General features: G+C 73.9%; 21 protein-coding genes and 1 pseudogene. 10 read left to right on the top strand and 12 right to left on the bottom strand.

Going from position 1 to position 25,612, the window contains the following annotated elements:
* Window positions 1–92 precede the first annotated feature (92 nt).
* Window positions 93–566 (bottom strand): annotated as a pseudogene (locus tag ACFY7H_RS03110) (hypothetical protein); the annotation flags it as partial.
* Window positions 567–570: 4 nt separating this feature from the next.
* A complete protein-coding gene (locus tag ACFY7H_RS03105; protein ID WP_388932198.1) occupies window positions 571–1,197 on the bottom strand; it encodes an alpha-ketoglutarate-dependent dioxygenase AlkB in 627 nt (208 codons plus the stop codon).
* Between the two features lie 124 nt (window positions 1,198–1,321).
* Between ACFY7H_RS03105 and ACFY7H_RS03100 the strand changes: the two genes are divergently transcribed.
* Both ACFY7H_RS03100 and ACFY7H_RS03095 read left to right on the top strand, forming a co-directional pair.
* Window positions 1,322–2,959 carry an AMP-binding protein gene (locus ACFY7H_RS03100; RefSeq protein WP_388932195.1) on the top strand — a complete coding sequence of 546 codons (1,638 nt, stop codon included), beginning with the start codon at window positions 1,322–1,324 and terminating at the stop codon, window positions 2,957–2,959.
* Window positions 2,960–3,020: 61 nt separating this feature from the next.
* Entirely contained in the window at window positions 3,021–4,658 is a 1,638-nt protein-coding gene (locus tag ACFY7H_RS03095; protein ID WP_388932193.1) for a PucR family transcriptional regulator, read from the top strand.
* 18 nt (window positions 4,659–4,676) lie between these two features.
* Here ACFY7H_RS03095 and ACFY7H_RS03090 read toward each other — a convergent pair whose 3' ends face one another.
* The 3 genes from ACFY7H_RS03090 to ACFY7H_RS03080 form a co-directional block, all read right to left on the bottom strand.
* Window positions 4,677–6,737, bottom strand: coding sequence for a SpoIIE family protein phosphatase (locus ACFY7H_RS03090; protein ID WP_388932191.1), 2,061 nt, complete (start codon window positions 6,735–6,737; stop codon window positions 4,677–4,679).
* Window positions 6,738–6,842: 105 nt separating this feature from the next.
* The gene (locus tag ACFY7H_RS03085) at window positions 6,843–7,403 is read right to left on the bottom strand and encodes a hypothetical protein (RefSeq protein ID WP_388932190.1); all 561 of its coding nucleotides are present in this window, start codon (window positions 7,401–7,403) and stop codon (window positions 6,843–6,845) included.
* Between the two features lie 126 nt (window positions 7,404–7,529).
* Window positions 7,530–8,135, bottom strand: a complete 606-nt coding sequence (locus ACFY7H_RS03080; protein ID WP_388932188.1) for a hypothetical protein — start codon at window positions 8,133–8,135, stop codon at window positions 7,530–7,532.
* 136 nt (window positions 8,136–8,271) lie between these two features.
* On the opposite strand from ACFY7H_RS03080, the gene ACFY7H_RS03075 reads away from it, so the two are divergent.
* The 4 genes from ACFY7H_RS03075 (at window position 8,272) to ACFY7H_RS03060 (ending at window position 11,707) form a co-directional block, all read left to right on the top strand.
* Entirely contained in the window at window positions 8,272–8,949 is a 678-nt protein-coding gene (locus ACFY7H_RS03075; RefSeq protein WP_388932186.1) for a response regulator transcription factor, read from the top strand.
* Between the two features lie 85 nt (window positions 8,950–9,034).
* Window positions 9,035–10,450 (top strand): sensor histidine kinase, encoded by a 1,416-nt coding sequence (locus ACFY7H_RS03070; RefSeq protein WP_388932293.1) that lies wholly within the window; start codon window positions 9,035–9,037, stop codon window positions 10,448–10,450.
* A gap of 94 nt (window positions 10,451–10,544) precedes the next feature.
* Window positions 10,545–11,099, top strand: coding sequence for a universal stress protein (locus ACFY7H_RS03065; RefSeq protein WP_388932184.1), 555 nt, complete (start codon window positions 10,545–10,547; stop codon window positions 11,097–11,099).
* 119 nt (window positions 11,100–11,218) lie between these two features.
* On the top strand, window positions 11,219–11,707 hold the full coding sequence (locus tag ACFY7H_RS03060; RefSeq protein WP_388932181.1) for a hypothetical protein: 489 nt from the start codon (window positions 11,219–11,221) through the stop codon (window positions 11,705–11,707).
* A 282-nt stretch (window positions 11,708–11,989) separates the two neighbouring features.
* Here ACFY7H_RS03060 and ACFY7H_RS03055 read toward each other — a convergent pair whose 3' ends face one another.
* Entirely contained in the window at window positions 11,990–12,181 is a 192-nt protein-coding gene (locus ACFY7H_RS03055; protein WP_388932180.1) for a hypothetical protein, read from the bottom strand.
* A gap of 153 nt (window positions 12,182–12,334) precedes the next feature.
* Between ACFY7H_RS03055 and ACFY7H_RS03050 the strand changes: the two genes are divergently transcribed.
* Window positions 12,335–13,429: a PLP-dependent cysteine synthase family protein gene (locus ACFY7H_RS03050; protein WP_388932177.1), complete on the top strand. Its 1,095-nt coding sequence runs from the start codon at window positions 12,335–12,337 to the stop codon at window positions 13,427–13,429.
* Window positions 13,429–14,733 (top strand): MDR family MFS transporter, encoded by a 1,305-nt coding sequence (locus ACFY7H_RS03045; RefSeq protein ID WP_388932175.1) that lies wholly within the window; start codon window positions 13,429–13,431, stop codon window positions 14,731–14,733. Before ACFY7H_RS03050 ends, ACFY7H_RS03045 begins: the two co-directional genes overlap by 1 nt.
* Window positions 14,734–14,822: 89 nt before the next feature.
* On the opposite strand, the gene ACFY7H_RS03040 is transcribed toward ACFY7H_RS03045, so the two are convergent.
* The 5 genes from ACFY7H_RS03040 to ACFY7H_RS03020 form a co-directional block, all read right to left on the bottom strand.
* The gene (locus ACFY7H_RS03040) at window positions 14,823–15,539 is read right to left on the bottom strand and encodes a hypothetical protein (RefSeq protein ID WP_388932171.1); all 717 of its coding nucleotides are present in this window, start codon (window positions 15,537–15,539) and stop codon (window positions 14,823–14,825) included.
* A 133-nt stretch (window positions 15,540–15,672) separates the two neighbouring features.
* Window positions 15,673–16,560, bottom strand: coding sequence for a geranyl diphosphate 2-C-methyltransferase (locus ACFY7H_RS03035; RefSeq protein WP_388932169.1), 888 nt, complete (start codon window positions 16,558–16,560; stop codon window positions 15,673–15,675).
* A gap of 14 nt (window positions 16,561–16,574) precedes the next feature.
* On the bottom strand, window positions 16,575–17,945 hold the full coding sequence (locus ACFY7H_RS03030; RefSeq protein WP_388932166.1) for a family 2 encapsulin nanocompartment cargo protein terpene cyclase: 1,371 nt from the start codon (window positions 17,943–17,945) through the stop codon (window positions 16,575–16,577).
* A 98-nt stretch (window positions 17,946–18,043) separates the two neighbouring features.
* Window positions 18,044–19,456 carry a family 2B encapsulin nanocompartment shell protein gene (locus ACFY7H_RS03025; protein WP_388932163.1) on the bottom strand — a complete coding sequence of 471 codons (1,413 nt, stop codon included), beginning with the start codon at window positions 19,454–19,456 and terminating at the stop codon, window positions 18,044–18,046.
* Between the two features lie 308 nt (window positions 19,457–19,764).
* Complete coding sequence (locus tag ACFY7H_RS03020) at window positions 19,765–20,910, bottom strand: amidase domain-containing protein (protein WP_388932160.1); 1,146 nt, start codon at window positions 20,908–20,910, stop codon at window positions 19,765–19,767.
* Between the two features lie 268 nt (window positions 20,911–21,178).
* On the opposite strand from ACFY7H_RS03020, the gene ACFY7H_RS03015 reads away from it, so the two are divergent.
* Window positions 21,179–23,302, top strand: a complete 2,124-nt coding sequence (locus ACFY7H_RS03015) for a transglycosylase domain-containing protein (protein ID WP_388932158.1) — start codon at window positions 21,179–21,181, stop codon at window positions 23,300–23,302.
* An 85-nt stretch (window positions 23,303–23,387) separates the two neighbouring features.
* Here ACFY7H_RS03015 and ACFY7H_RS03010 read toward each other — a convergent pair whose 3' ends face one another.
* Window positions 23,388–24,707 (bottom strand): hypothetical protein, encoded by a 1,320-nt coding sequence (locus ACFY7H_RS03010; RefSeq protein WP_388932155.1) that lies wholly within the window; start codon window positions 24,705–24,707, stop codon window positions 23,388–23,390.
* A 252-nt stretch (window positions 24,708–24,959) separates the two neighbouring features.
* Between ACFY7H_RS03010 and ACFY7H_RS03005 the strand changes: the two genes are divergently transcribed.
* Window positions 24,960–25,469, top strand: a complete 510-nt coding sequence (locus ACFY7H_RS03005) for a hypothetical protein (protein WP_388932152.1) — start codon at window positions 24,960–24,962, stop codon at window positions 25,467–25,469.
* The last annotated feature ends 143 nt before the right edge of the window (window positions 25,470–25,612 follow it).

The raw sequence follows: 25,612 nt of genomic DNA, 5'->3' as shown, positions 1-25,612 counted from the left end.
TCCTCCACACCTACAACCACCACCGCTGCCACACCGCACTGGGCGGCATGCCACCCATCAGCCGCGTGAACAACGCTGCGGGTCAATACACCTAGCCAGTGGAGGTCCGTGGCGGCGGCCAGGGCGGCAGCGAGGACGGCGAGGCCCTGGGTGGCGACGCAGACGAGGAAGGCGGCGCCGGGCATGCGGCGGCGCCAGTGCCGTACGACGGCGGTGAGGAGCCCGGGCCACAGCAGGGCGGCCAGCGCGAGCAGGGCGGCGGCCTCGCGCTGCCGGCCGAGCTGGGAGACGCGGGCGCCGAGCACGGTGGTCGCGGCGACGGCGGTGAGGGCGGCCGGGGTGTCGGCCTCGGTCCGGAAGCGGCCCCGGTCGCCGATGAGCCGGGCGGCGAAGTCGGCGGCCAGTACGAGCCACAGGGCGACCGCGACGGCGAACGCGGCGAGGGAGAGCCGGGTGCGGCCGGTGAGCTCCAGGCCGACGGACAGGATCCCGGAGGCCATGACGGCTCCGCCCGCGGCGGGCGGCAGCGATGAGGACCAGGCCCTCAGACGGCTCCCGCTGCGCATGGCCTCACATTACGCCGCGGGTGCGGAACTGGACGCTGATCCGGGGGCCGACGGCCCGCGTCGTCTTGGGGACGGCGTGTTCCATGGTGCGCTGGCACGAGCCGCCCATCACGACCAGGTCGCCGTGGCCCAGCGGCAGCCGCAGCAGGGTGGGGCCGCCGTCGCGCGGGCGCAGGACGAGGTCGCGGGGGTCGCCGACGGAGAGGATGGCGACCATGGTGTCCTCGGTGGAGGAGCGGCCGGTGCGGTCGCCGTGCCAGGCGACGCTGTCGCGGCCGTCGCGGTAGAGGCAGAGCCCGGCGGTGACGAAGGGCTCTCCCAGTTCGGCGGCGTAGTGCCGGCCGAGTGCGTCGCGGGCCTCGGTGAGCACGGGGTGCGGGAGCGGCTCGCCCTCCCGGTAGTGGGCCAGCAGCCGGGGCACGTCCACCTCGCGGTCGTACATCTGGCGCCGCTCGGCGCGCCAGGGCACCTCGGCGGCGAGCCGTTCGAACAGGGCGTCGGCCCCCGTGAGCCAGCCCGGCAGGTGGTCGACCCAGGCTCCGGCTCCGAGCACGGTCCTCCGGACCGGTGAGAGCGGTCCGAGCCGGATCTCGTCGGTCTGGTCGAAGAGGGAGCCCTGGAGTGCGCGCATACGACCAGCCTACCCCCGGACTCGAACACGTGCTCGATCAAGTGGGGTGCTCCGGGGGGTAGCCTCCCGGGACGCCGGAAGAGGATCATGGCCGCACCCGCCGGCCCCGCCGGGCCGCAGAGTCGTGGAGGTACACGTGTCCGTCGCGCCCAGCCATGCGTCAGGAAGCTCCCCGGTCCCGCTGCTGGACGAGACGATCGGGGACAACCTCGACCGCACCGCGCGCCGCTTCCCGGACCGCGACGCCCTCGTGGACGTGGCCGCCGGGCGCCGGTGGACGTACGCGGAGCTGACCGCCGACGTGGACACCCTCGCCCTGGGCCTGCTGAACCTCGGCATCGCCAAGGGCGACCGGGTCGGCGTCTGGGCCCCGAACCGCGCCGAGTGGACCCTGGTGCAGTACGCCACCGCCAAGATCGGGGCGGTCCTGGTCACCGTCAATCCGGCGTACCGCTCGCACGAGCTGGAGTACGTGCTGAACCAGTCCGGGATCCGGCTGCTGGTCGCCGCGGAGCGCTTCAGGAGCTCCGACTACGCGGCGATGATCGAGGAGGTCCGGCCGCGCTGTCCCGGCCTGGAGTTCACCGTCCTGCTGGGCGGTCCGCTGTGGGACGCGCTGCTGGAGCGCGGCGCCCAGGGCGACCCGGCGGACCTGGAGCGGGCCGCGGCGGCGCTCGACCCGCGGGACCCGATCAACATCCAGTACACCTCGGGCACCACGGGCTTCCCGAAGGGGGCGACCCTCTCCCACCGCAACATCCTCAACAACGGCTTCTTCGTCGGGGAGCTGTGCGGCTACACCGAGCGGGACCGGGTGTGCGTGCCGGTGCCCTTCTACCACTGCTTCGGCATGGTCATGGGCGCCCTCGCCTGCACCAGCCACGGCGCGGCGATGGTGATTCCGGCGCCCGTCTTCGACGCCGCCGCCACACTGGCCGCGGTGGAGGCGGAGGCGTGCACCTCCCTGTACGGGGTGCCGACCATGTTCATCGCCGAACTGGCCGCTCCCGGCTTCGACGGGTACGACCTGTCGAGCCTGCGGACCGGGATCATGGCCGGCTCGCCCTGCCCGGTGGAGGTGATGAACGAGGTGATCGAGAGGATGGGCATGGCCGAGGTGTCCATCTGCTACGGCATGACGGAGACCTCTCCGGTGTCCACGCAGACCCGCGTGGACGACTCCGTGGAGCGGCGGGTCACCACGGTGGGCCGCGTCGGCCCGCACCTGGAGGTCAAGGTGATCGATCCGGAGACCGGTGCCACCGTGCCCCGCGGCACCCCCGGCGAGCTGTGCACCCGCGGCTACTCCGTGATGCTCGGCTACTGGGGCGAGCCGGAGAAGACCGCGGAGGCCGTGGACCCGGAGGGCTGGATGCACACCGGCGACCTGGCGGTCATGGACCCGGACGGCTACCTGAGCATCACGGGCCGGATCAAGGACATGGTGATCCGGGGCGGCGAGAACCTCTACCCGCGTGAGATCGAGGAGTTCCTCCACGGCCACCCCGACGTCCTGGACGTCCAGGTCATCGGCGTCCCGGACGCCAAGTACGGGGAGGAGCTGATGGCGTGGGTGCGGATGCGCGAGGGGGCCGAGCCGCTGACGGCGGAGGCGGTCCGCGCGTACTGCGCGGGCCGCCTGGCCCACTTCAAGATCCCGCGTTACGTCCACGTCGTGGACGAGTTCCCCATGACGGTCACCGGGAAGGTCCGCAAGGTCGAGATGCGGGAGACCGCGGCCCGGATCCTGGGGCAGTCGTAAGCCGCAAGTGGTTGCTCCGGGCGCCAGTTGGGGCCCCGCACGCGCATGGCAGGCTGTGGCCATGCAGTTGCGCGATGTGATCCTGTCCGGCGGCCCGGCTCCGTTCCGGCTGCTCGGCGGCGAGGACGGGCTGGAGCGGCCCGTGCTCGCCGCCGTGACCATCGACCTGCCGGACCCGGGGCGGTTCGTCTCCCCGGGGGACCTGGTGCTGTCGGGGCTGGTGTGGCTGCGGCAGGACCTCGGGCGCGCCGATGCCTTCGTACGGATCATCGTGGAGGCGGGCGCCGTGGCCCTCGGCGCGGGCGAGGCGGAGTTCGGGCACGTCCCGGACGAGCTGGTGCGGGCCTGCGCCCGGCACGGGCTGCCGCTGTTCGCGGTCGGCGTGGACGTGCCCTTCGGGCCCGTCGCCGAGTTCGTGGCGCGGGGCCGCAGCGGGGCCCGCGTCGGGAACCTCGCCGCGCTGGTGGACCGGCACCGGCGGCTGATGGCCTCCCGGCCGGGGAGCGGCGCCGGGGCGGGTGCGCTCCTCGAACTGCTGCTGAGCGAACTGGACCTGCGCGCCCATGTGCTGTCCCCCACCGGACGGCTCATCGCCGGCGCCCGGCCGCCGCTGCCGGAGGGTACGGCGGCCGCCCTGGCCGGGCGGTTCCTGGCCGCCGAGCGCTCCGGCCGGCGCGCCCCGCACCGTACGGTCGCCCACGGGCTGCCGTACTCGCTGTTCCCGGTGCGGTCCGCTCCGGGGGCCGGGCCCGCGCTGACCGACTGGGCCGTCGCGGTGGAGGCCGACACCGGGGACTGGCACGACGAGCGCATCGGCCTGGTGGAGCGGCTGGCCGGACTGATCGCCGTGGAGCGCGGCGGCCGTGACGCCGACCGCACCGCGCGCCGGCGGGCCGCCGGGAGGCTGCTCGGGCTGCTGGACTCCGGCGGCACCGGGGCGGAGGCACGGCAGATGGTCCGGGACGCGGCCGGGCGGCTGGCCGCGGAGGGGCCCGCCGGGGAGGCCCGCTGGCAGGCCGTCGCGGCCCGGCTGGACGGCGCGACGGGTGACGGCGGGCCGTCGCCGGTGCGGGACCTCCTGGAGGAGGTGCTGCTGCACCCGGCGTGCCTGGGGCCCGGCGCGGTGCGGCGCATCGGGGTCGCCGCCGCGCTGGACGGCCGGGAGGCCGTGGCCTTCGTACGCGTCGACCCCGGCGGGGAGCTGACCCCGGACGCGGTCCGGGAGGCCGCGTGCGGCGCGCTGCCGCGCGGGCTGCGCGGCGGGGAGCGGCTCGGCCTCGGACTCGGGGATCCGGTGGCGGAGCCGGACGACCTGCACCACACGCTGGCGGAGGCCCGCACCGCCCGTCAGGTCGCGGCAGGACCGGACGGGGAGGCCGTCGCCGTGCGCGGGACCGGGGACATGGCGGCGCACGTCATGTCGCTGCTGCCGCTGATCCCGGCGGAGGTCCGGCGGGCCTTCAGCCGCCGGCTGCTGGCACCGTTGCACGCGTACGACCGGCGCTACCACTCCGAACTGGTCACCACGCTCCGGACGTTCCTGGAGCACGACGGCTCCTGGGCCCGCTGCGGGGAGGCCCTGCACCTGCACGTGAACTCGCTGCGGTACCGGATCGGCCGGATCGAGTCGCTCACCGGGCGGAACCTGGCCCGGCTGGAGGACAAGATGGACTTCGCGGCGGCCCTGCGCATGGACTGAGCGCCGCGACGGGGCCGGTCACCCCGCGCGGCGGATCCGGGCCAGTACCAGGACCGTGTCGTCGGTGGCCGCGCCGGGCAGCAGGGCCTCCAGGACGCGGTCCACCTCTTCCTCCAAGTCCCCTTCCACGGCGGCCAGTTGCTCCCGCAGGGCGTCCAGGCCCGTTTCGATGTCCCGGCCGCGGGCCTCGATCAGGCCGTCGGTGTAGAGGGCCAGGACGGCCCCGTCGGGGAGGCGGGCCCCGGCCGGGAGGAAGGGGACCCCGCCGATTCCCAGCGGGATTCCGAGGCCGCCGCCCAGGGTCTCGACGGTGCCGTCGGGGTGGCGCACGAGGGGCGGTGGGTGGCCGGCGTTCGCGATGCGGGCGCGGCCGGTGTGCGGGTCGTACTCCACGTACACGCAGGTGGCCAGTTCGATTCCGGACTCGCGGGCGCACGCGTCGAGTTCGCCGAGGAGACGTCCGGGGTCGGGGCCGTGGCGGGCCAGTGCCTTGGCGGTGATGCGCAGCCTGCCCATCGAGGCGGCGGCGGGCACCCCGTGGCCCATGACGTCACCGACGACGAGGGCGACCCGGTCCCCGGGCAGGTCGATCACGTCGTACCAGTCGCCGCCGACCTCGGTGGCGCGGCTGCCGGGCAGGTAGCGGTGGGCGATGGCCACGTGCTCGCTGTGGGCCAGGGCGCTGGGCAGCAGGGCGCGCTGGAGGGTGAGCGCGATGTCCTGGACCCGGCTGTAGAGGCGGGCGTTGTCCAGGCACAGGGCGGCGCGTGAGGCGAGTTCCCCGGCGAGGCTGAGGTCCTGCTCGGTGAAGTCGGGGCGGGCGGCGGTGCGGCCGAACATGGCGATGCCCTGCACGGTGCCCCGGGCGGCGAGGGGGGCGATGAGTATGCGGGCCAGACCGCTGTCGAGGAGCAGCCGGGCGCGGTCCCGGCGGGAGGCGGTCCGGGCCGCGAACTCCTCGTCGACCTCGGCGCAGAGCGGACGGCCGGTGGCGAGCATCCGGTGGATGCCGGAACCCGGCGGGTACGTCACCCGGTCCAGGCCCGCCACGAGCTCGGGGGCGGGCGGCGGCAGGACGGTGCCGGAGGCGATGCGGCGGGTGAGCAGGGGCAGGTCCGGGTCGAAGGCCTCGGCGGGGTTCGTCCACTCCACCAGCTCGACCACGCAGCCGTCGCAGAAGGCCGGTACGGCCACGTCGACCAGCTCCCGGGCGGTGGTGTCCACGTCCAGGGTGGTGCCGACGCGGGCGGCGGCCCGGTCCAGCAGGGCCAGGCGCTGGCGTGCCTCGGTGGCCTCCAGCAGGGCCCGTTCCCGGTCGGTGACGTCCACGAGCAGGCCGCCGACCCCGGGGCGGGTCCCGCCGGAGCGGCTGAGCGGGAACAGGCTGACCGACCGGACCTGGTCGCGGTCGGGGCGGCCGGGTGTGCGCAGCCCCACCAGGGCGCCGACGAGGGGCCGGCCCTCGTCGGCCACGGCGCGCAGCATGCGCTGGAACTCTCCTCCGTCGGAGGTGAGCATGATCTCGTCGGTGGCGCGGCCGAGGTGGTCGGCGACGGGCAGCCCGTCCATGTCGGCCAGGGCCTGGTTGAGGTGGACGTAGCGCAGGTCCTGGTCGAGCATGACCAGGCCGATGGGGCAGGTCTCGAAGAGGGCGTCGAGGAAGGCGAGGTTGGTCTTCACCCGGTCCAGTTCGTCTCCCCTGCTGGCCAGCCCGATGATCACCGCGTCGGCGTCGCCGGCGACCGGGAAGACCCGGAACCCGCAGTCGAAGACCGAGCCGTCCCGGTGCAGGGCGGGCAGCCGCACCCGCCAGTACCCGAGGGCCAGGGCGCGTTCCGCCAGCCGTTCGGCCGCCCCCGGGGTGCCTTCGGGGGGCGGGGGGAAGAGCCCGGCGGCCGGCCGGGACAGCACGTCGGCGGCCTCGTGGCCGAAGAGTTCCCGCGCGCCGGGGCCCCAGAAGCGGATCCGGCCGGCCGCGTCCATGCCGAAGACGGCCACCGCCACGTGCTCCAGCAGGGACCCCGGCTCCGACCGGATCGGGCCGGCAGTCCCCGCGCCCCCCGCCTGCTCCGACGGCACCGGAAGCCTCCTCATGCCCGGGGCGCGCCCAGTCCCCGTACCGCCCGCGCGGGGCGGGGGGCCCGCCGCTCCCCTTCATTCTGCGCGCACCCGGCGGGGCGGACATCACGGTGCGGGCCGGCCAGGCTCCGGGGCGGCGCTCACGCGGCGCGGGTCGAGGACGATCTGCTGGGCGGGCCGGCAGTCGGCGCTCTCGATCGCGAGCCGGTCGGAGCAGCCGGTGCACAGCGGGTTGGCGCCGCCCAGGCCGTCGGGGCCGCAGCAGCCGCCCCGACTGCCCAGGTAGGTGGCGGGAGTCATGCCACGGGCGTCGCCCGGGCTGAGGACGATGCTGCGGGGCGGGCCGGCCGGGACCCGGCCCGACTGCCGGGAGGGGCCGGGTTCCCACGAGTACGCGGAAGGCCGGGGGTCGTACGCGAAGCGGCCCGGCGGGATGCGCGTGCGGCCACGCGCCCCGGCCTCCGCCTCGTAGGGCAGCGGGCCTCCCCCTCCGGCAGCAGCACCTCGGCGGTGACGGCCGTACCGCAGTCGGCGCGACGGAACGCGGTCATGCCGGTCCTCCCTCTCCCGGCCGGTGACGGCGCCGGCCGCGCGGGCGGGGTGGGTGACGGAGCGGCCGTCGGCGGGGAGGCGTACCACCCGGCGCGGCACGGCGGACCCGGCCACCGGACGTGTTCCCACCGCCGGCCGGGCGGGCGCCGCAACCGGCCGGGGCGCCCGCCGGCCCGGACGGGCGCGGACAGCCGGGCGGTGGGGACGGCCGTTGTGGGCCAGGGGGCCGGAAGGCGCGGCCTACCGGTGGTTCCGCGGGACGTTGGAGGTGATCGAGCCGTCGGAGCCGGACACGGTCACCGCGTGGCGGACGCCGTCCGGGCCCAGGACGACCGCCAGCCAGGCGCTGCCGCCACCCTCCTGGGCGACCGCGCGCAGGCCCGCGACCTTGCCGCCCTCCACCGCCGCGGCCGCCTTCTCCGCCGCCTGCCCGATGGGCAGGGCGGGCAGCGGCACGGGCGCCGCCGGGTCGTGCTTCGCGAAGCCCCCGCGCGCCGGGCCGGCGCCTTCCCGTACGGCCTTGGGGCCGCCCTTGAGGGCGTGCTCGCGGCCGGGCTCCGACCGGACGAGGTGGCGGGCGGCGGCCCGGTCCCCGTGGTCGTCGTGGGGGGGGGGGGGGGGGCGGCGCGCCCCCCCCCCCCCCCCCCCCCCCCCCCCCCCCACCCCGCCGCCCACGATCACCGCGACCGCGCCGACGCCGAGCGCCCAGCGCGCGGCCGCGCCCCGGGTGACGGCCGCGCCCAGCCCCTGGCGCGGGGACTTCGCCGGCTGCTGCGCGGGCCGCGCCGGCTCGGCGGCACGCGTGGGCTGCTCGGGCTGCTCGGGCTGCGGGAAGGACTCAGACATGGCGGGACTCCTCAGGCACAACCGGGCACCGCACCCGGCTCGCCGCCGAGCATGCCGAGGCGATGCTGAAGCCCACCTGAAGCCACCTGAAGACCCCTTCAGCAAAGCCCGGACCCCACCTGAGACCCTGGGCGGCATGCGCGTACTGGTGGTGGAGGACGAACGACGACTGGCCCTCGCCCTCCAGCGGGGGCTCCAGTCGGAGGGCTTCTCGGTGGACGTGGCCCACGACGGGCCGCAGGGCCTGTGGATGGCCTGCGAGCACGACTACGACCTCATCGTGCTGGACATCATGCTGCCCGGCCTCAACGGCTACCGGGTCTGCGCCCGGCTGCGCGCGGCCGGCAACGAGTCCGGGATCCTGATGCTCACGGCGAAGGACGGCGAGTACGACGAGGCCGAGGCCCTGGACACCGGCGCCGACGACTTCCTCTCCAAGCCCTTCTCCTACCTCGTGCTCGTCGCCCGCCTCCGCGCGCTGGCCCGGCGCACGGGCCGCCGGGTCCCGCGGACCATGGAGTTCGGCGACCTGCTGGTGGACCCGGCGCGCCACCTGTGCTCCAGGGGAGGAACGGAGATACGGCTGACCGCCCGGGAGTTCGCCGTGCTGGAGTACCTGGCCCGGCACGCCGGCGAGGTGGTGCCCAAGCGGGAGATCCTGGAACAGGTGTGGGACAGCGCCTTCGACGGTGATCCGAACGTGGTCGAGGTGCACGTCAGCGCGGTGCGCCGGAAGATCGACGCGCCGTTCGGCCGGTTCGCCCTGGAGACCGTGCGCGGCGCCGGATACCGGCTGGCGGCGGACGGTGGCTGAGCCCCGCCCGAAGGCGCCTCCGGGGACGCGCCCGCAGACCCGCGCACCCCGCCCGTTCGGTCCCGTACGCGAACCCGTACGCCGCCTGCTGCGCCGGATCGGCCCCACCACCGTCCGCGGACGCGCCACCGCCGGCGCCGTCCTCGTGGTGGCGGCGGCCCTCGCCCTGGCCTCGTTCGCGCTGATCGGGCTGCTGGAGGCCAACCTGCTGCGCAACGCCGAGCGCGACGCCGAACGGCAGGCCGTGGCCATCGCGCGGCTCGCGGCCGGCGGCGGCCTCGACCGGATGCGCGCACCGCTGCCCGGCGCCGACTTCGTCCAGGTGGTCAACGCGCGCGGCCGGGTGCTGCGGGCCACCCCGAACCTGGCCGGCGCGCCCGCGCTGGGCCCCGGCGGGCGGTCGGGCCCCGGCACCGCCTTCCACACCTGGCGGGTCCGGCCGCTCGGCGGCGAACACCGGCTGCGGGTCGTACAGCTCACCACGGACACCCCGCAGGGCCTGGTCACGGTGTACGTGGGCACCTCGCTGCGTGATGTGGACGCGGCGGACGACACCACCGCCGCCGCCCTCGCGGTCGGCGGGCCGCTGCTCCTCGCCACGGTGGCCCTGGTCACCTGGCGGGTGACCGGCCGCGCCCTGCGGCCCGTCGAGGCGATCCGCGCGGAGGTCGCCGAGATCACCGACCGGCACCTGCACCGCCGGGTCCCGGTGCCGCCCACCCGTGACGAGGTGGCCCGGCTGGCGGAGACGATGAACGCCACGCTGGACCGGCTGGAGTCCTCCGGGAACCGTCAGCGCCAGTTCATCGCCGACGCCTCGCACGAACTGCGCAGCCCGCTCACCGTGCTGCGCACCCAACTGGAGGTGGCCCTGGCCGTCCGGGACCCGGAGCTGTGGCCGGAGCTCATCGGCGGGGCGCTCGAGGACACCGAGCGGCTCCAGCACCTGGCGTCCGACCTGCTGCTGCTGGCCCGGATCGACGCGGCCCGGCCCGTCGCGGCGGTCCGCCTGGACCTGGGTGCCGTGGTGCGCTCCGCCGTGGAGTCACGGCTGGGCGACCGGGTCCCCGTACGGATGGAGCTGGAGAGCGGTGTGACGGTGGAGGGCAGCGAGCTGTGGCTGACCCGGGTGGTGACCAACCTGCTCGACAACGCCCAGCGGTTCGCCGGCCGGAGGGTGGAGATCGTCCTGACCACCACCGGCGGCTCCGGGACGCGGACCGCCGTACTGGAGGTCCTCGACGACGGTCCCGGCATCCCGCCCGACGACCGGGAGCGGGTCTTCGAACGGTTCACCCGGCTGGACGACGCCCGCAGCCGCGACCACGGCGGCGCCGGGCTGGGCCTCGCCATCGCCCGCGACCTGACCGCCCATCACGGGGGCACCCTCACCGCCGAACCCTCGGCCCGCGGTGCCCGCCTGCGAGCGGTCCTGCCGACGGCACCGGATCAGCTCCCGGCGCACCGCCCCTGCCGGAACGGCGGCTCCTCGGGCAGGTAGCGGAGCGCGGCCGTCCCTTTCTGACGGGAACTTGACGCCGCCCGGCCGGGTCCGTACGCACCGCTGACGTACGGGCCGCCCTCGCGGGAGTTCAATGGGAGCCGGACGGCGGGCGACTCGGGAGGGGCCGGCGGTGGGGCGACGGGTAGTGGCGGGTGTGAGCGGCGGTCCGGGAAGTGCGACGACCCTGCACCGGGCCGCGGACGAGGCCCGGTTGCGCGGGGCGGAGCTGTGGGCGGTGCTGGCCTGGCAGACCCCGGGCGGGGCTCCGGGCAGCCCGGACGCCTGCGCCTGCGAGTCCTACCCCGAGTACCGGGCGGCGGCGGCCGGGCGGCTGCGCGACGCCCTGGTGTCCGCTTTCGGGGCGGGCGGTCCGGGCGTCCCCCTGGTCGCGCAGATCGTACGGGGCACCCCGCGGGCCGTCCTGACCGACGCCGCCCGGGACGCCGACGACCTGCTGGTGGTCGGCGCCGGCCGCCGCGGACGGCTGCTGCGGGCCCTGCGGCCCTCGGTGGCCCGCCACTGCCTGGCGCACGCGCCGTGCCCCGTACTCGCCGTGCCGCCGAACCCGCTGGAGGCGCAGCTGCAGAGCGTGCGCCGCCGCAACGCGTGGCACCTCCCGCTGGACACGCGGAAGCTGGCCGGGTGAACCGTCCCCCGGGGTCCCGGCCGGGCCCGGTCCTGGGGGCACGTCCCCGGCCACGGCGCGGCCGGCGTTTGTCCGGTTCGGGGCCGTACATCACGCGGGGGGCGAGCTACGATCACGGCGTGGTCACAGCCCGGTCCTCCCGTACGCCGCGGGTCCGCACCTCAGCGGGCCTGGCGCACCTGCTCGGGCTGGCCCTGCTGCTGATCGGCCTGCTCTGCGCACACGGCGCCGGCTCCCAGGGCGCCGCCCACGCCACCGCCCCGGCGTCCCCCGCCCACGCGTCCACCATTCCGGGCTCGGCCGTGCCGGGCTCCGCCGTGCCGGTGCCGGGCTCAGCCGTACCGGCGGCGCCGTCCGGCACCACGACTCCGGTCTCGGCGGCCCCCGCCGACCGGCACGACCCCTCCCACCCGGTCCACGGCTGCACCCCCCTGCCTCCCCGGGCCGGCTCCCCGGCCGACGCGACCGCCGCTCCCCCGCCGGCGGCCGTCGCCCGGGCCGTCCTCGCGGCCCACCGGGACGGGGCCCGCCACGACGGCGCGGTCCGCCACCAGGCCGGAGCAGCGCCCCCGGCGCACTCCAGAGCCTCCGCCGTCCTCCAGGTGTAGGCCCGGGATCCGTCCGGGCCCGTCCCGCGATCCCCACCACCCCCGTGCCCTCCGGGCCGTGGGGTGCCCGCCGCACGGAGGAACTCTGTTGCCCCATCCCCTCACGCGCCCCTTACCTCCCTTTTCATCCTGGTTCCGCACGCTGGTGGTCGTCACCCTCGGCGCGCTGCTGTCCGCGACTCTCGTCTGCTCCGCGCAGGGGCACGCCGACGTCTCGTACGGCTCGTCAGCCGCTGGAGCCGCGCCGCAGCCGGGACCGACACCTTCCGCAGAACCGCTGGGTCACGCGCACCCGCATCCCGGGCACGGCACCAGCTGCGCCTCCTCCACCCCGGCCTCCTCGGCGCAGGCCCCGACCCCGCTGCCCGCCGGGCCGGCGCGGCCCTCGGCGACTGCGGGCGCCGCTCCGGCGGCCGCCCGGGCCGTCCCCGCGGGCACCACCGGACCGGCGGCCGTCCGCTCGGGACGTTCCACTCTGACCATCGTCTGTCGATGGCGGCTCTAGTCCGCTCCCGTAAGCCCGTTCGCAACGGCTGACGTATGCCCGACGGGCTGACCCTGCCCTGCCCCGGCTCGGCATTCCCGCGAGCGCGACCACCCGAAGCACCATCAAACGAGAGCGGAACAATGCATTCTTCGGCCACCGACGTCACTCCTCCCGCCCGCACCGGAATCTCCGGGCTGGTCGGCAACACCCCCCTGCTGCGCGTTTCGGAGCCCCTGGCCCCGGCGGGGCGCGGCTTCTGGGCCAAGCTCGAGGGCTTCAACCCCGGCGGCATCAAGGACCGCCCCGGCCTGCACATGGTCGAACGGGCCCGCGCGCGGGGCGAGCTGGAGCCGGGCGCCCGGATCATCGAGTCCACCAGCGGCACCCTCGGCCTCGGCCTCGCCCTGGCGGGCATGGTCCACGGGCACCCCGTCACCCTGGTCACCGACCCCGGCCTGGAACCGTCGATGATCCGCCTGCTGACGGCGTACGGGGCACAGGTCGACGTCGTATCCGAGCCGCACCCCACCGGCGGCTGGCAGCAGGCCCGCCGCGACCGCGTCACCCAGCTGCTGGGGGAGCACCCCGGTTCCTGGTGCCCGGACCAGTACAACAACCCGGACAACACCACCGCGTACACCCCACTGGCCCTCGAACTGGCCACCGAGCTCCACCACATCGACGTCCTGGTGTGCAGCGTCGGCACCGGCGGACACTCGGCGGGCGTCTCCCGCGTGCTGCGCCAGCTCTACCCCGACCTGAAGCTGGTGGGCGTGGACACCGTCGGCTCCACCATCTTCGGCCAGCCCGCGCGGACCCGTCTGATGCGCGGTCTCGGTTCGAGCATCTACCCGCGCAACGTCGCGTACGAGCAGTTCTCCGAGGTGCACTGGGTCGCGCCGGGCGAGGCCGTGTGGACCTGCCGCCAGCTCGCCGCGTCCCACTACGCCGCCGGCGGCTGGAGCGTCGGCGCGGTCGCCCTCGTGGCCGGCTGGCTGGCCCGGACCCTGCCCGCGGACACCCGGATCGCCGCGGTCTTCCCCGACGGCCCGCAGCGCTACCTCGGCACCGTGTACGACGACGACTACTGCGCCGCCCACGGCCTGATGGACTCGCCCCCCGCCGCCGAACCCGAGACGATCGGCCGTCTGGACGAGAAGGAGGTCACCCACTGGACCCGCTGCACGAACGTGGTGGACCCGCTGACCCTGCGCGCGCCGGAGGTCGCGGCGTGATGAAGGGCACCCTCGCGCAGGTCCGCACGTACGAGCGCAGCGTCCAGCTGCTGATGGTGAACCAGTTCACCATCAACCTCGGCTTCTACATGCTCATGCCCTACCTCGCCACGCACCTGGCCGGGCCGCTGGGGCTGGCCGGCTGGACCGTCGGGCTGATCCTCGGCGTGCGCAACTTCAGTCAGCAGGGCATGTTCCTGATCGGCGGCACCCTCGCCGACCGCCTCGGCTACAAGCCGATGATCATCACCGGACTCGCGCTGCGCATCGCCGGCTTCGCGACGCTCGGGCTGGTCGACTCCGTGCCGGCGCTGATCGCCGCCTCGGCGGCCACCGGCCTGGCCGGTGCCCTGTTCAACCCGGCCACCCGCGCCTATCTGGCGGCCGACGCGGGCGAGCGCCGGGTGGAGGCCTTCGCCCTGTTCAACGTCTTCTACCAGGCCGGCATCCTGCTGGGCCCGCTGGTGGGCATGGTGCTGACGGGCGTCGACTTCCGCGTCACCTGCCTGGTGGCGGCGGGGATCTTCGCGGTGCTGAGCGTCGTGCAGATCCGCGCCCTGCCGGCCCGCCGTGGCAACGACGCCGCCGAGCGCGCCGGAGGCCCCCGGGAGGGGGTGCTGGTCCAGTGGCGCGGGATTCTCGCCAACCGCCCTTTCCTGCTGTTCTCCATGGCGATGATCGGCTCGTACGTGATGACCTTCCAGGTCTACATGGCGCTGCCGCTGGAGGTCCGGCGGGTCGGCGGTGAGGGCGGCTTCGGGACGGCCTCGGTGGCGGTGCTCTTCGCGGTGTCCGGGCTGAGCACGATCCTCTTCCAGACCCGGGTCACGGCCTGGTGCAAGGCCCGTCTGGAGCCGGGCCGGGCGCTGGCGGCGGGCCTGCTGACCATGGGGGTTGCCTTCCTGCCCCTGCTGGCGGCCACGGCACTGCCCGCACCGGAGTCGCAGTGGGGGACGCGGCTGCTGGCGGCGGTGCCGCCGGTGCTGTCGGCGCTGCTGCTGGCCGCCGGGACGATGATCGCGTACCCCTTCGAGATGGACACCATTGTCCGCCTCTGCGGCGACCGCCTCGTCGCCACGCACTACGGCCTGTACAACACGGTCTGCGGCCTGGGCATCGCCGTCGGCAACCTGCTCACCGGGGCGGCGCTGGACGCGGCCCGCTCGGCCGGGATGTCGGCGCTCCCATGGCTGGCCCTGTTCGTCCTGGGCCTCGGCTGCACGGCCGCGCTGTACGGACTCGACCGCACGGGCCGTCTCGCCGCGCCGGCCCGGCAGGCGCACCCGGAGGCCGTGACGGCCTGACCCCCGGCCAGGCCGGCGAGCGGGACGGGTGCCGCCCGCCGGCCGGGACCGGGGTCATCAGGGCCGGGCCCGGGCCCGTCGGTGCCGGGTCAGGAGATCCCGTACCACTGGCTGCCCCAGCCGGTGTTGATGGTGCTCGTGGACTGCTCGGCGAGGTTCACGGTGGGCGGCAGGGAGCTCTGGCCGGTCAGGATGGTGCTGTAGCGCAGGTTCGGGGGCGTGAGGCCCGCGTTGACCGAGATGCCGGCTCCCGTGGACTTCAGGGTGAGGGCGTTGGTGGCCCAGTTGCCGTTGAGGAGGAGCGCGATGAAGTAGGTCCCGGGGGCGGCCGTGAACGGCTTGGCCAGGGCGAGCGGTTTGGCGACGGGGTCGGTCATCAGCTGCGGGGAGATGTCGGGAGTGGCCGCGCGCAGGGTGCCGGTGGCGTCGTACACGCCGAGGTAGCAGTCGGACAGGCGGGCCCCCTGGTCGAGTCCGGCCAGCCCCAGCCAGATGTTCGACCAGGTGATCTCCTGGCGCAGGACGACCCGGACCAGGGTGACCCGTCCGCCGACGCCGGCCGCCGACTGCGCGGTGACGTGCCCCGCGTCGTTGGGGTCACCGGTCCACGCCAGCAGGTTCTGGTCCTGCGGCCGCGGCCCCTCGTACCCGCCCCCCGTGCCGCCCGGTGCCGGGGGTGCCGCCGTGCCCGCGGGGGAACTGTCCGCCGCCCGCGGGCTCTTGTCCGGTGAGGTGCAGCCGGACAGGACGAACAGCACGGCGAGCGCGGCGGCGAGCGAACGCGCGGCGGTGGTGCGGGTGGACATGCTTCCCCCAGGTGGTGCGGATGGACCGGGGGCCATGGTCACATGCCGGGGAGGGGCCGGGTCCGTCGGCTGGCGGTCCCCCAGCCCCTCGGGGCGGTGGCCGGGGCTCGGCCGGAGCCCCGTCAGTGCCTGGTCAGACGCGGTCGGCCGCGATCAGGACGTACTGGAAGGAGCCGTCCTTGTAGGAGTTGATGAACGCCTCCTCGATGCCGGTGACCAGGGAGGAGGTGGCCCGCAGCTCCCAGTAGGGCAGGGTGTCGGGGGTCAGGTCGATGACCGCCTGCGGGACGAGGCGGTTGTCGGCCATGGCCCGCAGGTACTCCCGGCGGGAGTGGATGTTGCACTCGAAGTGGGCGTTGATCTGGGAGACCCACTTGGAGGGCTGGCCGTAACGGGGGTTCCAGCAGCCGGTGATGGTCACGTAGCGGCCGCCGACCGCGAGGACCCGGGCGTGCTCGGCGAAGAGGTCGTGCAGGTCGACGTACATGCTCGACTCGTTGTTCCACGAGGCCGCGGCCTGCCCGGTCTCGAAGGGGGTGCCCAGCATGTTGCAGACCCGGGCGCGGACGTGATCCTCGATGCCGAGTTCGCGGGCGCGCTGGTTGGCGAAGTCGGCCTGCTTGGCCGACAGGGTGACGCCCTCCACCGTGCACCCGAAGCGCTGGTGGGCCATGACCATCGAGCCGCCGCGGCCGCAGCCGGCGTCCACGAGGGTGTCGTCGCGTCCGATGGGGCCGAGGTGGTCCAGGAGCAGTTCGGCCTGGGCCGACTCCAGCCGGTGCAGCTCGGCGATCAGCTTCTTCTCGTATGCGCTGTCCGCGGGGTCACCGAGGGCGGCGTGGTCGATGTCGCCGATGCCGTAGTGGTGGTGGTAAAGGCCGTCGACGTCGCCCAGGCGCAGGTTCACGGGCCTGGCCTCGTCGTTCCAGTAGCGGGCGATGTCCCCCTGGTAGGGGGTGCTCGGCGCGGGGATGAGCAGGGAGCCGGCCGGGGAGGTGGTGGTGAGATCAGTGCTAGTCACGGATAAGTCCGTCCTTACCAGAAATCGGGCAGTCTGTAGCGGTAGGTGTTGCTCATGTGCCAGTAGTGGTTGCCGTCGACCCATACGGCCACTCCCCGCAGGAAGCGCAGCACGGTGGGTACGGGGCAGGCCGCGGCCAGTCGGGCGGCCTCCTCCTCGAAGGCGTGCATCAGGTCGTTGTGGACCTCAACGGCCTTCAGGTAGGCGTCCTTGTCGGACAGGCCCTCGCGTTCGGCGATCACCACGGGCAGGTTCAGGTGCCGGCCGGGGGAGGCGAGTTCCTTGGTGTACGAGTAGAGGTCGTTGGCGATGGTCGCGGCGTTCCCCGCGAGCGCGATGACCCGCTGCATGGCGGGCTGGGCGTGGAGCTCCGGGGGGAGTTCGTAGCCGCCGACGGTGTCGGTGATGGTGGGGCAGGGCCGGAAGTTGTTGAACTGGCGCATCGCCAGGTACTCGGCCACCTCCGGGACGTACTCCGTCTCGGCCCAGGCGGCCTCGGCGAGGTACCCCATGTGCAGCCGGGCCATGTCGTGCCGGAACCGGTCGGCCTGGGAGGGGGTGGCCGCCCGGACGAAGTACTCCATGGCCGAGCGGTAGGTGCGCCGCGGGGCGTCCGAGAGGAGCGATTCCTCCCACGCCGGCACGTACTCCCGCGTCGTGTGGAGGGGGTCGAGGGCGGTGTGCGCCAGCAGGAGCCTTCCGCCGAGACCGACGGGCGAGCCGCCGTGGTCCTCGCAGTAGACGTCGTCCACGACGTTCTCGGCGACCATCAGCCGCGTGGCGATCATCAGGTGGTCGATGGTCGGCGCGTCCGGGTGGCAGGCGACCATGTAGCGGCCCACGGAGAAGCCGTCGAACTGGTCCTCCCATTCCGGGGGGTACGCCTGGACCTCGTCCACCGCCCAGCGTTTGATGCGGCGGCTGACCTCCTCGACCCGTACCGGGTCCGGCTCCGGCACGGGGTGGTGGTAGAGGCCCGGGACGGGCCGTCCCGCCGCCGGCGCGGCGGGTGCCGCCGGTTGCGCGGGCGGGGCCAGGTGCAGGGCGGCCGTGCCGAGGCCGCCGGGCCCGCGCAGGATCCGCTGCAGGGCGGCGGGGTCCGCCTGCCCCACCGCCGCGGCGTCCTCCGCGGGTGCGGGTACCGCTCCCGGGGCGGGGGCGGTGCCGAAGGGCAGGACGGGTGCGGTCGGCAGGGCGGGGCGGGCGGCGACGGGGGCTTCGGCGGCCGGTGCCGCCACGACGGCCCCGGCGGCCGCCGCCCCGGCGACGGGGGCGTGGCCCGGGGCGCGGCCCGCACTCAGGACGTTGGGGAGGCCGTGCGCCCCGAGGTGCGCCGCGGCGGAGGGCAGGCCCGACTGCAGAGGGGAAGGCCCGGGCTCGGGCATCCGTGACTCCTTGGTGAGGTGGGTGAGGTGGCCCGGATCCCGGGCGCGCGCGGCCCGTCCGGGGTGATGCCGGGCCGCTGCGGCCGGGGGCGGGTCCGCTAGTCGCGCCTGCGGGCGATCTGTACGTTCTCGAGGACGCCGAGGGCGTCGGGCACCAGGATGGCGGCGGAGTAGTAGGTGGTGACCAGGTAGGAGATGATCGCCTGCTCGTTGATGCCCATGAAGCGCACCGACAGGCCCGGCTCGTACTCCTCGGGCAGACCGGTCTGGCGCAGGCCGATGACGCCCTGGTTGTCCTCGCCGGTGCGCATCGCGAGGATGGAGCTGGTGTTCTCCTTGCTGATGGGGATCTTGTTGCAGGGCAGGATCGGCACTCCGCGCCACGCCGGGACCTGCTGACCTCCGACGTCGACGTGGTCCGGGTAGAGCCCGCGCGCGTTGAACTCGCGTCCGATCGCCGCGATGGTCTTGGGGTGGGCGAAGAGGAACTTGGTCCCGCGGCGGCGGCACAGCAGCTCGTCGAGGTCGTCCGGGGTGGGCGGGCCGGAGTGGGTCTGGATCCGCTGCTTGAAGTCGGCGTTGTGGAGCAGGCCGAATTCCCGGTTGTTGATCAGCTCGTGCTCCTGGCGCTCGCGCAGCGCCTCGATGGTGAGCCTGAGCTGTTCCTCGGTCTGGTTGTGCGGGCCGTTGTAGAGGTCGGCGACCCTCGTGTGGACCCGCAGGACGGTCTGCGCGACGGAGAGCTCGTACTCGCGGGGATTGAGCTCGTAGTCGACGAAGGCGCCGGGCAGCTCGTACTCGCCGGTGTGGCCGGCCGACATCGCGATCTCGGCCTCGCCGTGACGATTCTGCCGCTGCTGCGGGAGCGAGCTGAACCGCTGGATGTGGGCCTGGAGGCTGGGCGCCGAGGACGTCAGGGCCGCGAAGTCCTCGCGGGAGAGGCTGAGCAGGGTGCCCGGGGTCTCGGCGGTGGCCGTGTAGTCCCAGTCGGCGTCTCCGTCGAGGAGGGCGTTCTCGCCGAAGCTGTCGCCGTCGGCGAGCGTGGCGACGGCCACTTCGTCGCCGTACTTGCCGAGGGAGGTCTGGCTGACGCGGCCGTGCGCGATCATGAGGATCCGGTCGGCCGGGGCGCCGCGTTCGACGAGCACCTCACCGGCGCGGAAGTCGCGCTGGACGCACCGGCCGGCGAGGGCGGTCAGCACCTCCAGGTCGTCGAAACCGCGCAGCAGGGCCAGTTCCCCGAGCTCCCGGGGGATCACCCGCACCGAGGCACCGTCCTGGACGAACTCGATGCGTCCGTCGCCGACGGTGTAGGTCAGCCGGCGGTTGACGCGGTAGGTGCCGCCCTTGGTCTCCACCCAGGGCAGGCTCCGCAGCAGCCACCGGGAGGTGATCTCCTGCATCTGCGGGGCGGACTTGGTCGTGGAGGCAAGGTTGCGGGCGGCCGCCGTGCTCAGGCTGGACTGCTGCGGCGGATCCAGCTGCGCTTCCGGGCTGGTGTCAACGGTCATGAGGGCGAGCTCTCCTTCGTAAGCGCGGGGACGGACACAGGGGTACGTCACCGGTGAAAAGGAAAAAAAGGGGGCGAATATCCGGGAATCCGTCCAGATCTCGGGGAACAGTAACCAGCGGCTCACCCGGTTGACCTTGAAACGCCGAGGCCATTACCTCGATGCAGTGATCTTGGGCAACTGGAGGTTTGACCCGGCGCCGGGCGGGAGCCGGACCCTCCGGCCGCCCGCGCCCCGCTCGGCGGGCACGAAAAAAGGGCCCCTCCCGCCGGCTTCCGCCGGCGGGAGGGGCCCCAGGAGGGCGACCGTCAGGTGCGGTACGCGAAGTAGCGCGCGTCCGGGTAGGACGCGATGATGCTCGCGAGCGACTTCCGGTACGTGTTCGTGGAGTGGTACGTGAGGTACGGCATCCCGGCACGGCTGCGGTAGGTGACGATCATGGAGTGGTCCTTGGACCCGTCCTTGTTGAAGTCCACCTGCATGACGTCGCCGATGTCCATCTGGTACACGTTCGCCAGGTTCGTGGCCCGCTGGTTGGAGAGCGTGAACCAGGCCCACTCGTTCACGCCGATCCAGGAGACGGACTGGCGGGTGCCGTCGTACCACCAGTTGCGGTAGTCCGAGGAGGTGCCCGGAACGGGCTTCCAGCCGCCGGCCTTCAGCGACTGGCTGACGAAGTTGGTGCAGTCACCGCCGGCGCCGTTGAACTTCCGGTACGCCGGGTTGTAGTTGCTCCAGTACTTCTCCGCGTACTTCGCCATGGCGTTGTAGTCGTACGCGCCGCCGGTGGTCTTCTTCGGATTCGGCGTGGCCGGGTACTTGGTGGACGCGGGCGTGCCGTCCGGGTACTGGTTGCCGTCGTCCTTGACGACGGCGACCTTGGCCGCCACGGGCTCGTTGACCGCCACGGGGGCGTTCGCGCTGTCCTGGGACTTGATCGAGGTCAGCTCCCAGGAGCCGCCCTTCTTGCCCGTCAGGGTCAGCTCGTAGCGCGTCTTGAAGTCGGTGGTGTCCGGTTCGTCCCCCCGCACCTTCTTGTAGGTGAGCGTGGTCTGCTCGGTGACCTGCACGGTCGCCTTGCCGCCGGTGAGGGTGGCGCGGTCCACCACGACGCTGGTGTCGGCGGCCGTGTAGGCCTCACCGAGCTCCGCGAGGCGGGTCTTGCGGGACTGCAGCGACGCGATGGCCGCGTGCTCGTCCTTCTTCAGCCTGTCCGACAGCCGGGCCTTCTTCTTGGAGGAAGGAGCGGCCTCACGGTGCCGCACGTGACCGTCGACCAGGGCCTGCGTGCGCTGCGAGAGCACGTCGTCGGCAATGCGGGCGAAGGCGTCCGCGGTGGCGCGGTCGGCTTCCTCCGTCGTGCCCGCGCTCGCGGAGTAGGCGAACAGGCTGCCGGACGCCATGGCCACGGTCAGGGCGCCGATGGCGGCCAGCCTGAACCTCTTAGGTATCACTGTGCATCCCCTTGTCACCCGGTCCGCACGGACCGGGCGACGGAATCTTCGCACAACTGGGCGACGCCGTGGCCGTGTTCCGTTTCGTCCCCTCTCGCCCGGCAATGATCACGCCAGGCGCCGGTCCGCGCGCTTCCGCTTCCGGACGGGACACCGCCCCCGCGGAACCTCCGCCTTCACCCCACCTCCCCGCCGGCTTCACAGGAGGTGCATCTAGGGTGTAGGCGGAAGCACAGTACGGGGGGCATTCGGAGTGGGCGGGCAGGACATGTCCTCAAGAGGGCGATCGCGGGGCAGACGGGCGGCCCCGAAGGACAGCGGAGCGGCCGCCCCGGGCCGCCGCAGGAAGTCCGGGAGCCGCCGGGCGCGGTCCGGCTCCGGCCCGGCCGGCCGTCTCCCGGCGGCGCTCGCGCCGGTCCTCGCCGCGGCGCGCCCCGCGCTGCGCCGTCTGCGGCCGGCGTACCCGAGGCCGGGGCGCGACGGCTGGCGCCGGTGGGTCCCCTCGGGCCGCCAGTGGGCCGGCGCCCTCCTGTACCTGTTCGTCGGCATGGCGGGCTTCGTCGGCATCGCCTACGCGACCACGGACATACCCGACGACCTCAACTCTTTCGCCACGCAACAGGACAATGTCTACTACTGGTCCGACGGCTCCACCATGGCCCGCACGGGCTGGGTCCAGCGGCAGGAGATGCCCCTGGCGAAGGTGCCCGAGAAGGTTCAGGGAGCCGTCCTCGCGGCCGAGAACGCCAGCTTCTACTCCGACCCCGGCGTCTCCCCGTCCGGCGTGCTGCGCGCGATCCGCGCCGCGGTGACCGGCGGTGAGACCCAGGGCGGATCCACCATCACGCAGCAGTACGTGAAGAACGCGTATCTGAACCAGGACCGCACCCTGTCCCGGAAGTTCACCGAGCTGCTGCTCGCCGTGAAGCTGGACAGCCGCGCGGGCAAGAAGCAGATCCTGGAGGACTACCTCAACACCAGTTGGTTCGGCCGCGGCACCTACGGCATCCAGCGCGCGTCCCAGGCGTACTACGGCAAGGACGTCTCGCAGCTCAACGCCAGCGAAGGCGCCTTCCTGGCCTCCCTCCTCAAGGGCGCCGGTCTCTTCGACCCCTCCCTCGGCAAGGAGAACCACGCGCGGGCCGTCGAGCGCTGGAGCTGGATCCTGGACCGCATGGTCGAGACCGGCCACCTCTCCCCCGCCGAACGCGCCACGTACACGAAGTTCCCGGAGCCCTCGGCCGCTTCCCTCGTCGGCATGCCCGGGGCGCAGAACGGCTACCTGGTGGAGATGGCCAAGGCGTACGCGATCAAGGCCGGACACCTCAAGGAGTCCGACTTCGACCTCGGCGGCTACCAGATCTACACGACCTTCGACAAGAACCGCATGGCGGCCCTGACCGCCGCGGTCCAGCAAGCCCAGAAGGACATCGACCCCGAGCGGCGCCCCGACACCGACAAGTACGCGAAGATCGGCGCGGCCAGTGTGGCCCGCGACGGCCGGCTGCTCGCCGTGTACGGCGGTCCCGACTACCTGAAGCAGGGCTTCAACGAGGCGAACGCGACGACCATCCCGGCCGGCACGGTGTTCACGCCCCTCGTCTACGCCGCCGCGCTCGAGGACGGGGTGCTGCGCACGCGCGGCCAGGCCCGTACCCCGGTCTCCCCCTCCAGCGTGTACGACGGCAACGACCAGGCGACGGTGCGGACGCCCGAGGGTCCGTACTGGGACCGCAGCGGCAAGGTGGTCAAGGGGCACAACGAGGGCGACCGCAGCTGGGGCCAGATCACCCTCCAGCAGGCGGTGGCCCATTCCGTGAACACCCCCATGCTCCAGCTCGGCCTCGACGTCGGGCTCGACCGGGTGGAGTCGTACGCCGAGCGCTCGGGGCTGCTCGCCTCGAGCCTCGGGCCGCGGATCCCCGCCTTCGCCCTCGGGGAGAACTCCACGCCCAGCGCGATCCGGATGGCCGGCGCCTACCAGACCTTCGCGGCGGACGGAATGCACACCGACCCCTACTCGGTGCGGTCGGCCACCCGCGCCGGAGCCGCCGTGCCGCTGGACGCGCCGAAGGCGGTCAGGGCGATGTCGCAGAAGACCGCGCGCACGGTGACGGAGGCCCTGCGGGCGGCCGTCAGCGAGGGCTCGGCCAAGGCCGCGGCCAAGGCCCAGCCGGGTGCGGCCGGCAAGACCGGCACGACCGCGGCGAACACCGCGGGCTGGTTCGTGGGCACCACCGCGCAGGAGACCACGGCCGTGGTGGTCTACCGGATGTCGCTGCTGGACCTGATCCCGCTGCCGCTGACGGGGCTGGCCGGCGACGCCCCCACGACGCCCGGCAGCGCGCGGGCGGTCGGCCTGTGGGCCGACTACGCGAAGGCCGTGAAGTAGGCGGGGCCGTCGTACGTGGCCCCCGGGCGGCGCGCCGTGCGACGGGCCCGGCAGGAGCCGGCCGTCCCGGCCGCGCCGGCCCGGGTCACTTGATGAGCGCCTTCCAGTCCGGCGCCTGGGCCGGGTCGAGCATCCGCAGCTGGGCCAGGACCTTCGGATCCTGGACGTCCATCCAGTCCGCCACCTCCCGGAAGGACGCGCAGCGCACGTCCTGGCGGTTGCAGACGTCCTTCATCACGTCCTCGACGGCCTTCATGTAGATGCCGCCGTTCCAGTCCTCGAAGTGGTTGCCGATGAACATCGGCGCCCGGCTGCCGTTGTAGACGCGGTTGAAGCCGTTCATGTACGAGCCGCGTACCTGCGCCTGCCAGGCGGCGAACTTCGACGGGTCGCCCTGGGTGCTGTCGCCCGACTGGTTGTAGAGGAAGTTGAAGTCCATGGAAAGAACCTGCACCTCCTTGCCCTGCAGGGGGACGAGCTGGAGCGGGAAGTTCCAGATGCCGTCCATCTTGGACGGCCACATCTGGAAGTCGCCCGAGGAGCTCGCGTCGTAGCGCCAGCCGTACTGCTTGATCGCGGTCACGAGGTTCTTCTGGCCCTCGAGGCAGGGCGCGCGGCCGCCGACGACCTCCCGGTCCGGGTCGAACGGCAGGGGGGCCTCACCGGTGAAGCCGGTGTTGGTCTTCCACCCCTTCATGAAGGCGTACGTCTGGTCGATCTCGCTCTTCCACTCCTCGGGGCTCCAGTCCCCGCCGCCCTTGGGGCCGCAGAAGTGCCCGTTGAAGTGGGACCCGATCTCGTGGCCGTCGGTCCAGGCGCCGCGCAGCTGCTGGATCGTGGACCGCACGTGCGGGACGGTCGGGTACGAGATGGCGGCGGCGCCCTGGCCGTGCTGCGGCGGGCGGTAGAGCGACTTCTTGCTCTCCGGCAGCAGGTAGATGCCCGTGAGGAAGAAGGTCATGTGGGCCTTGTTCTCCTTGGCCACCTTGCGGAAGTGCGAGAAGAGTTGGTCGTCGCCCTCCAGCGCGCCGTCCCAGGAGAAGACCACGAACTGCGGCGGCTTCTCGCCCGGCTTCAGCTTCTCGGGCTTGAGCTGTCCCGGCTGCGGCCCGGTGTAGGAGGTGGAGCCGTCGCCCAGCACCTCGACCTTGCCGTCCCAGTCCGGCTTGGGGCCCTTGCCGAAGCCGGGCCCGCCGGTCACCGCGCCCGCACCCGCCGGGGCCGCCAGCCTGGCGTCGCGCTCGACCTCGGAGGATCCCGGGAGGCCGACGGCGAACGCGACGCCCGCCCCGCCGGCGACGAGTACGGCCCCGGCTATGCCCAGGCGCTTGCGGTTGCGCGTCTTGCGGCGGGCCTTGCGGGCCGTACGGGACTTCGCCCGGGTGCCGGCGTCGGTCTCGGCCATCGCGGTCGTACCCCCTGAATCTCCGCAGCCGGGCCGCGCGTGGATGCTTCATACGAATATAGAACTTCTCGGCACGGCTCTTTTACCACACCTCCCGTACCGCCCGGTTTCACAGCCGGTCCACAGGTCGCGGGCAGGCGCGGGAGGAGCCGCGGGCGAAGCCGCCCGTTCCGGCGGTCACCCGGTTGCCCCTTCCGGTGGGCGTCCGGGCCGCCGGGGTTTTGACTGGGAGCCCGGAAGACCCTTGGAGGCGTGGTGGCGGCGGTCGTGTGGATGCGCGGTGCGGCAGGCGGGGCGGTACTGGCGGCGGTGGTGCTCGGCGCCGCCGGCTGTTCGGACGGCGGCGTGCCGTCCGGGGCGGTGTCGAGCGCCGCCGAGGCGGTGAAATCGGCCGGCGAGGCCGTCTCGTCGGCAGCCGCCGAGGCGGGGAGGGCCGCCGAGTCCGCCGCCGCCGTGGCCAAGGACAAGCTCGCCGAGGTCAAGGACGGGGTCGACGCCAAGGACCAGGTGACCCTGGGGACGGTGACGAAGGACGCGGACGGCCGTACGTCGGTCCCCGTGACCGTGCGCAACACCGACGAGGGGCAGAAGTCCTTCGCGGTGCAGGTCGAATTCGAGGACGAGGGCGGCAAAATCCTCGACACCGTGGTGGTGACGGTCGCGGACGTCGCGGGCGGGGGCACGGGCCGGGGCGCCGCGCGCAGCACGCACGAACTGTCCGGCACGGTGAAGGCCCGGACCGGCACGGCCCTGCGCTACTGACACCGCCCGGCGGACGGGGCCGCACCGGGGGGCGGACGCGCCCTCGCCGCAGGAGCCCGGAGCCCGGAGCCTGTGCGGTGCCGTGCCCCTGACCACGCCCGTGCACCCGTCCCGGCCGGACGGGACCCGTCCCGCCGGTCCAC

It is taken from the genome of Streptomyces sp. NPDC012794 (genome assembly GCF_042901085.1).
Taxonomy (GTDB): domain Bacteria; phylum Actinomycetota; class Actinomycetes; order Streptomycetales; family Streptomycetaceae; genus Streptomyces.
The sequence above is the reverse complement of the archived record's forward strand: the minus strand, read 5'-3'. Positions and strand labels throughout refer to the sequence as shown.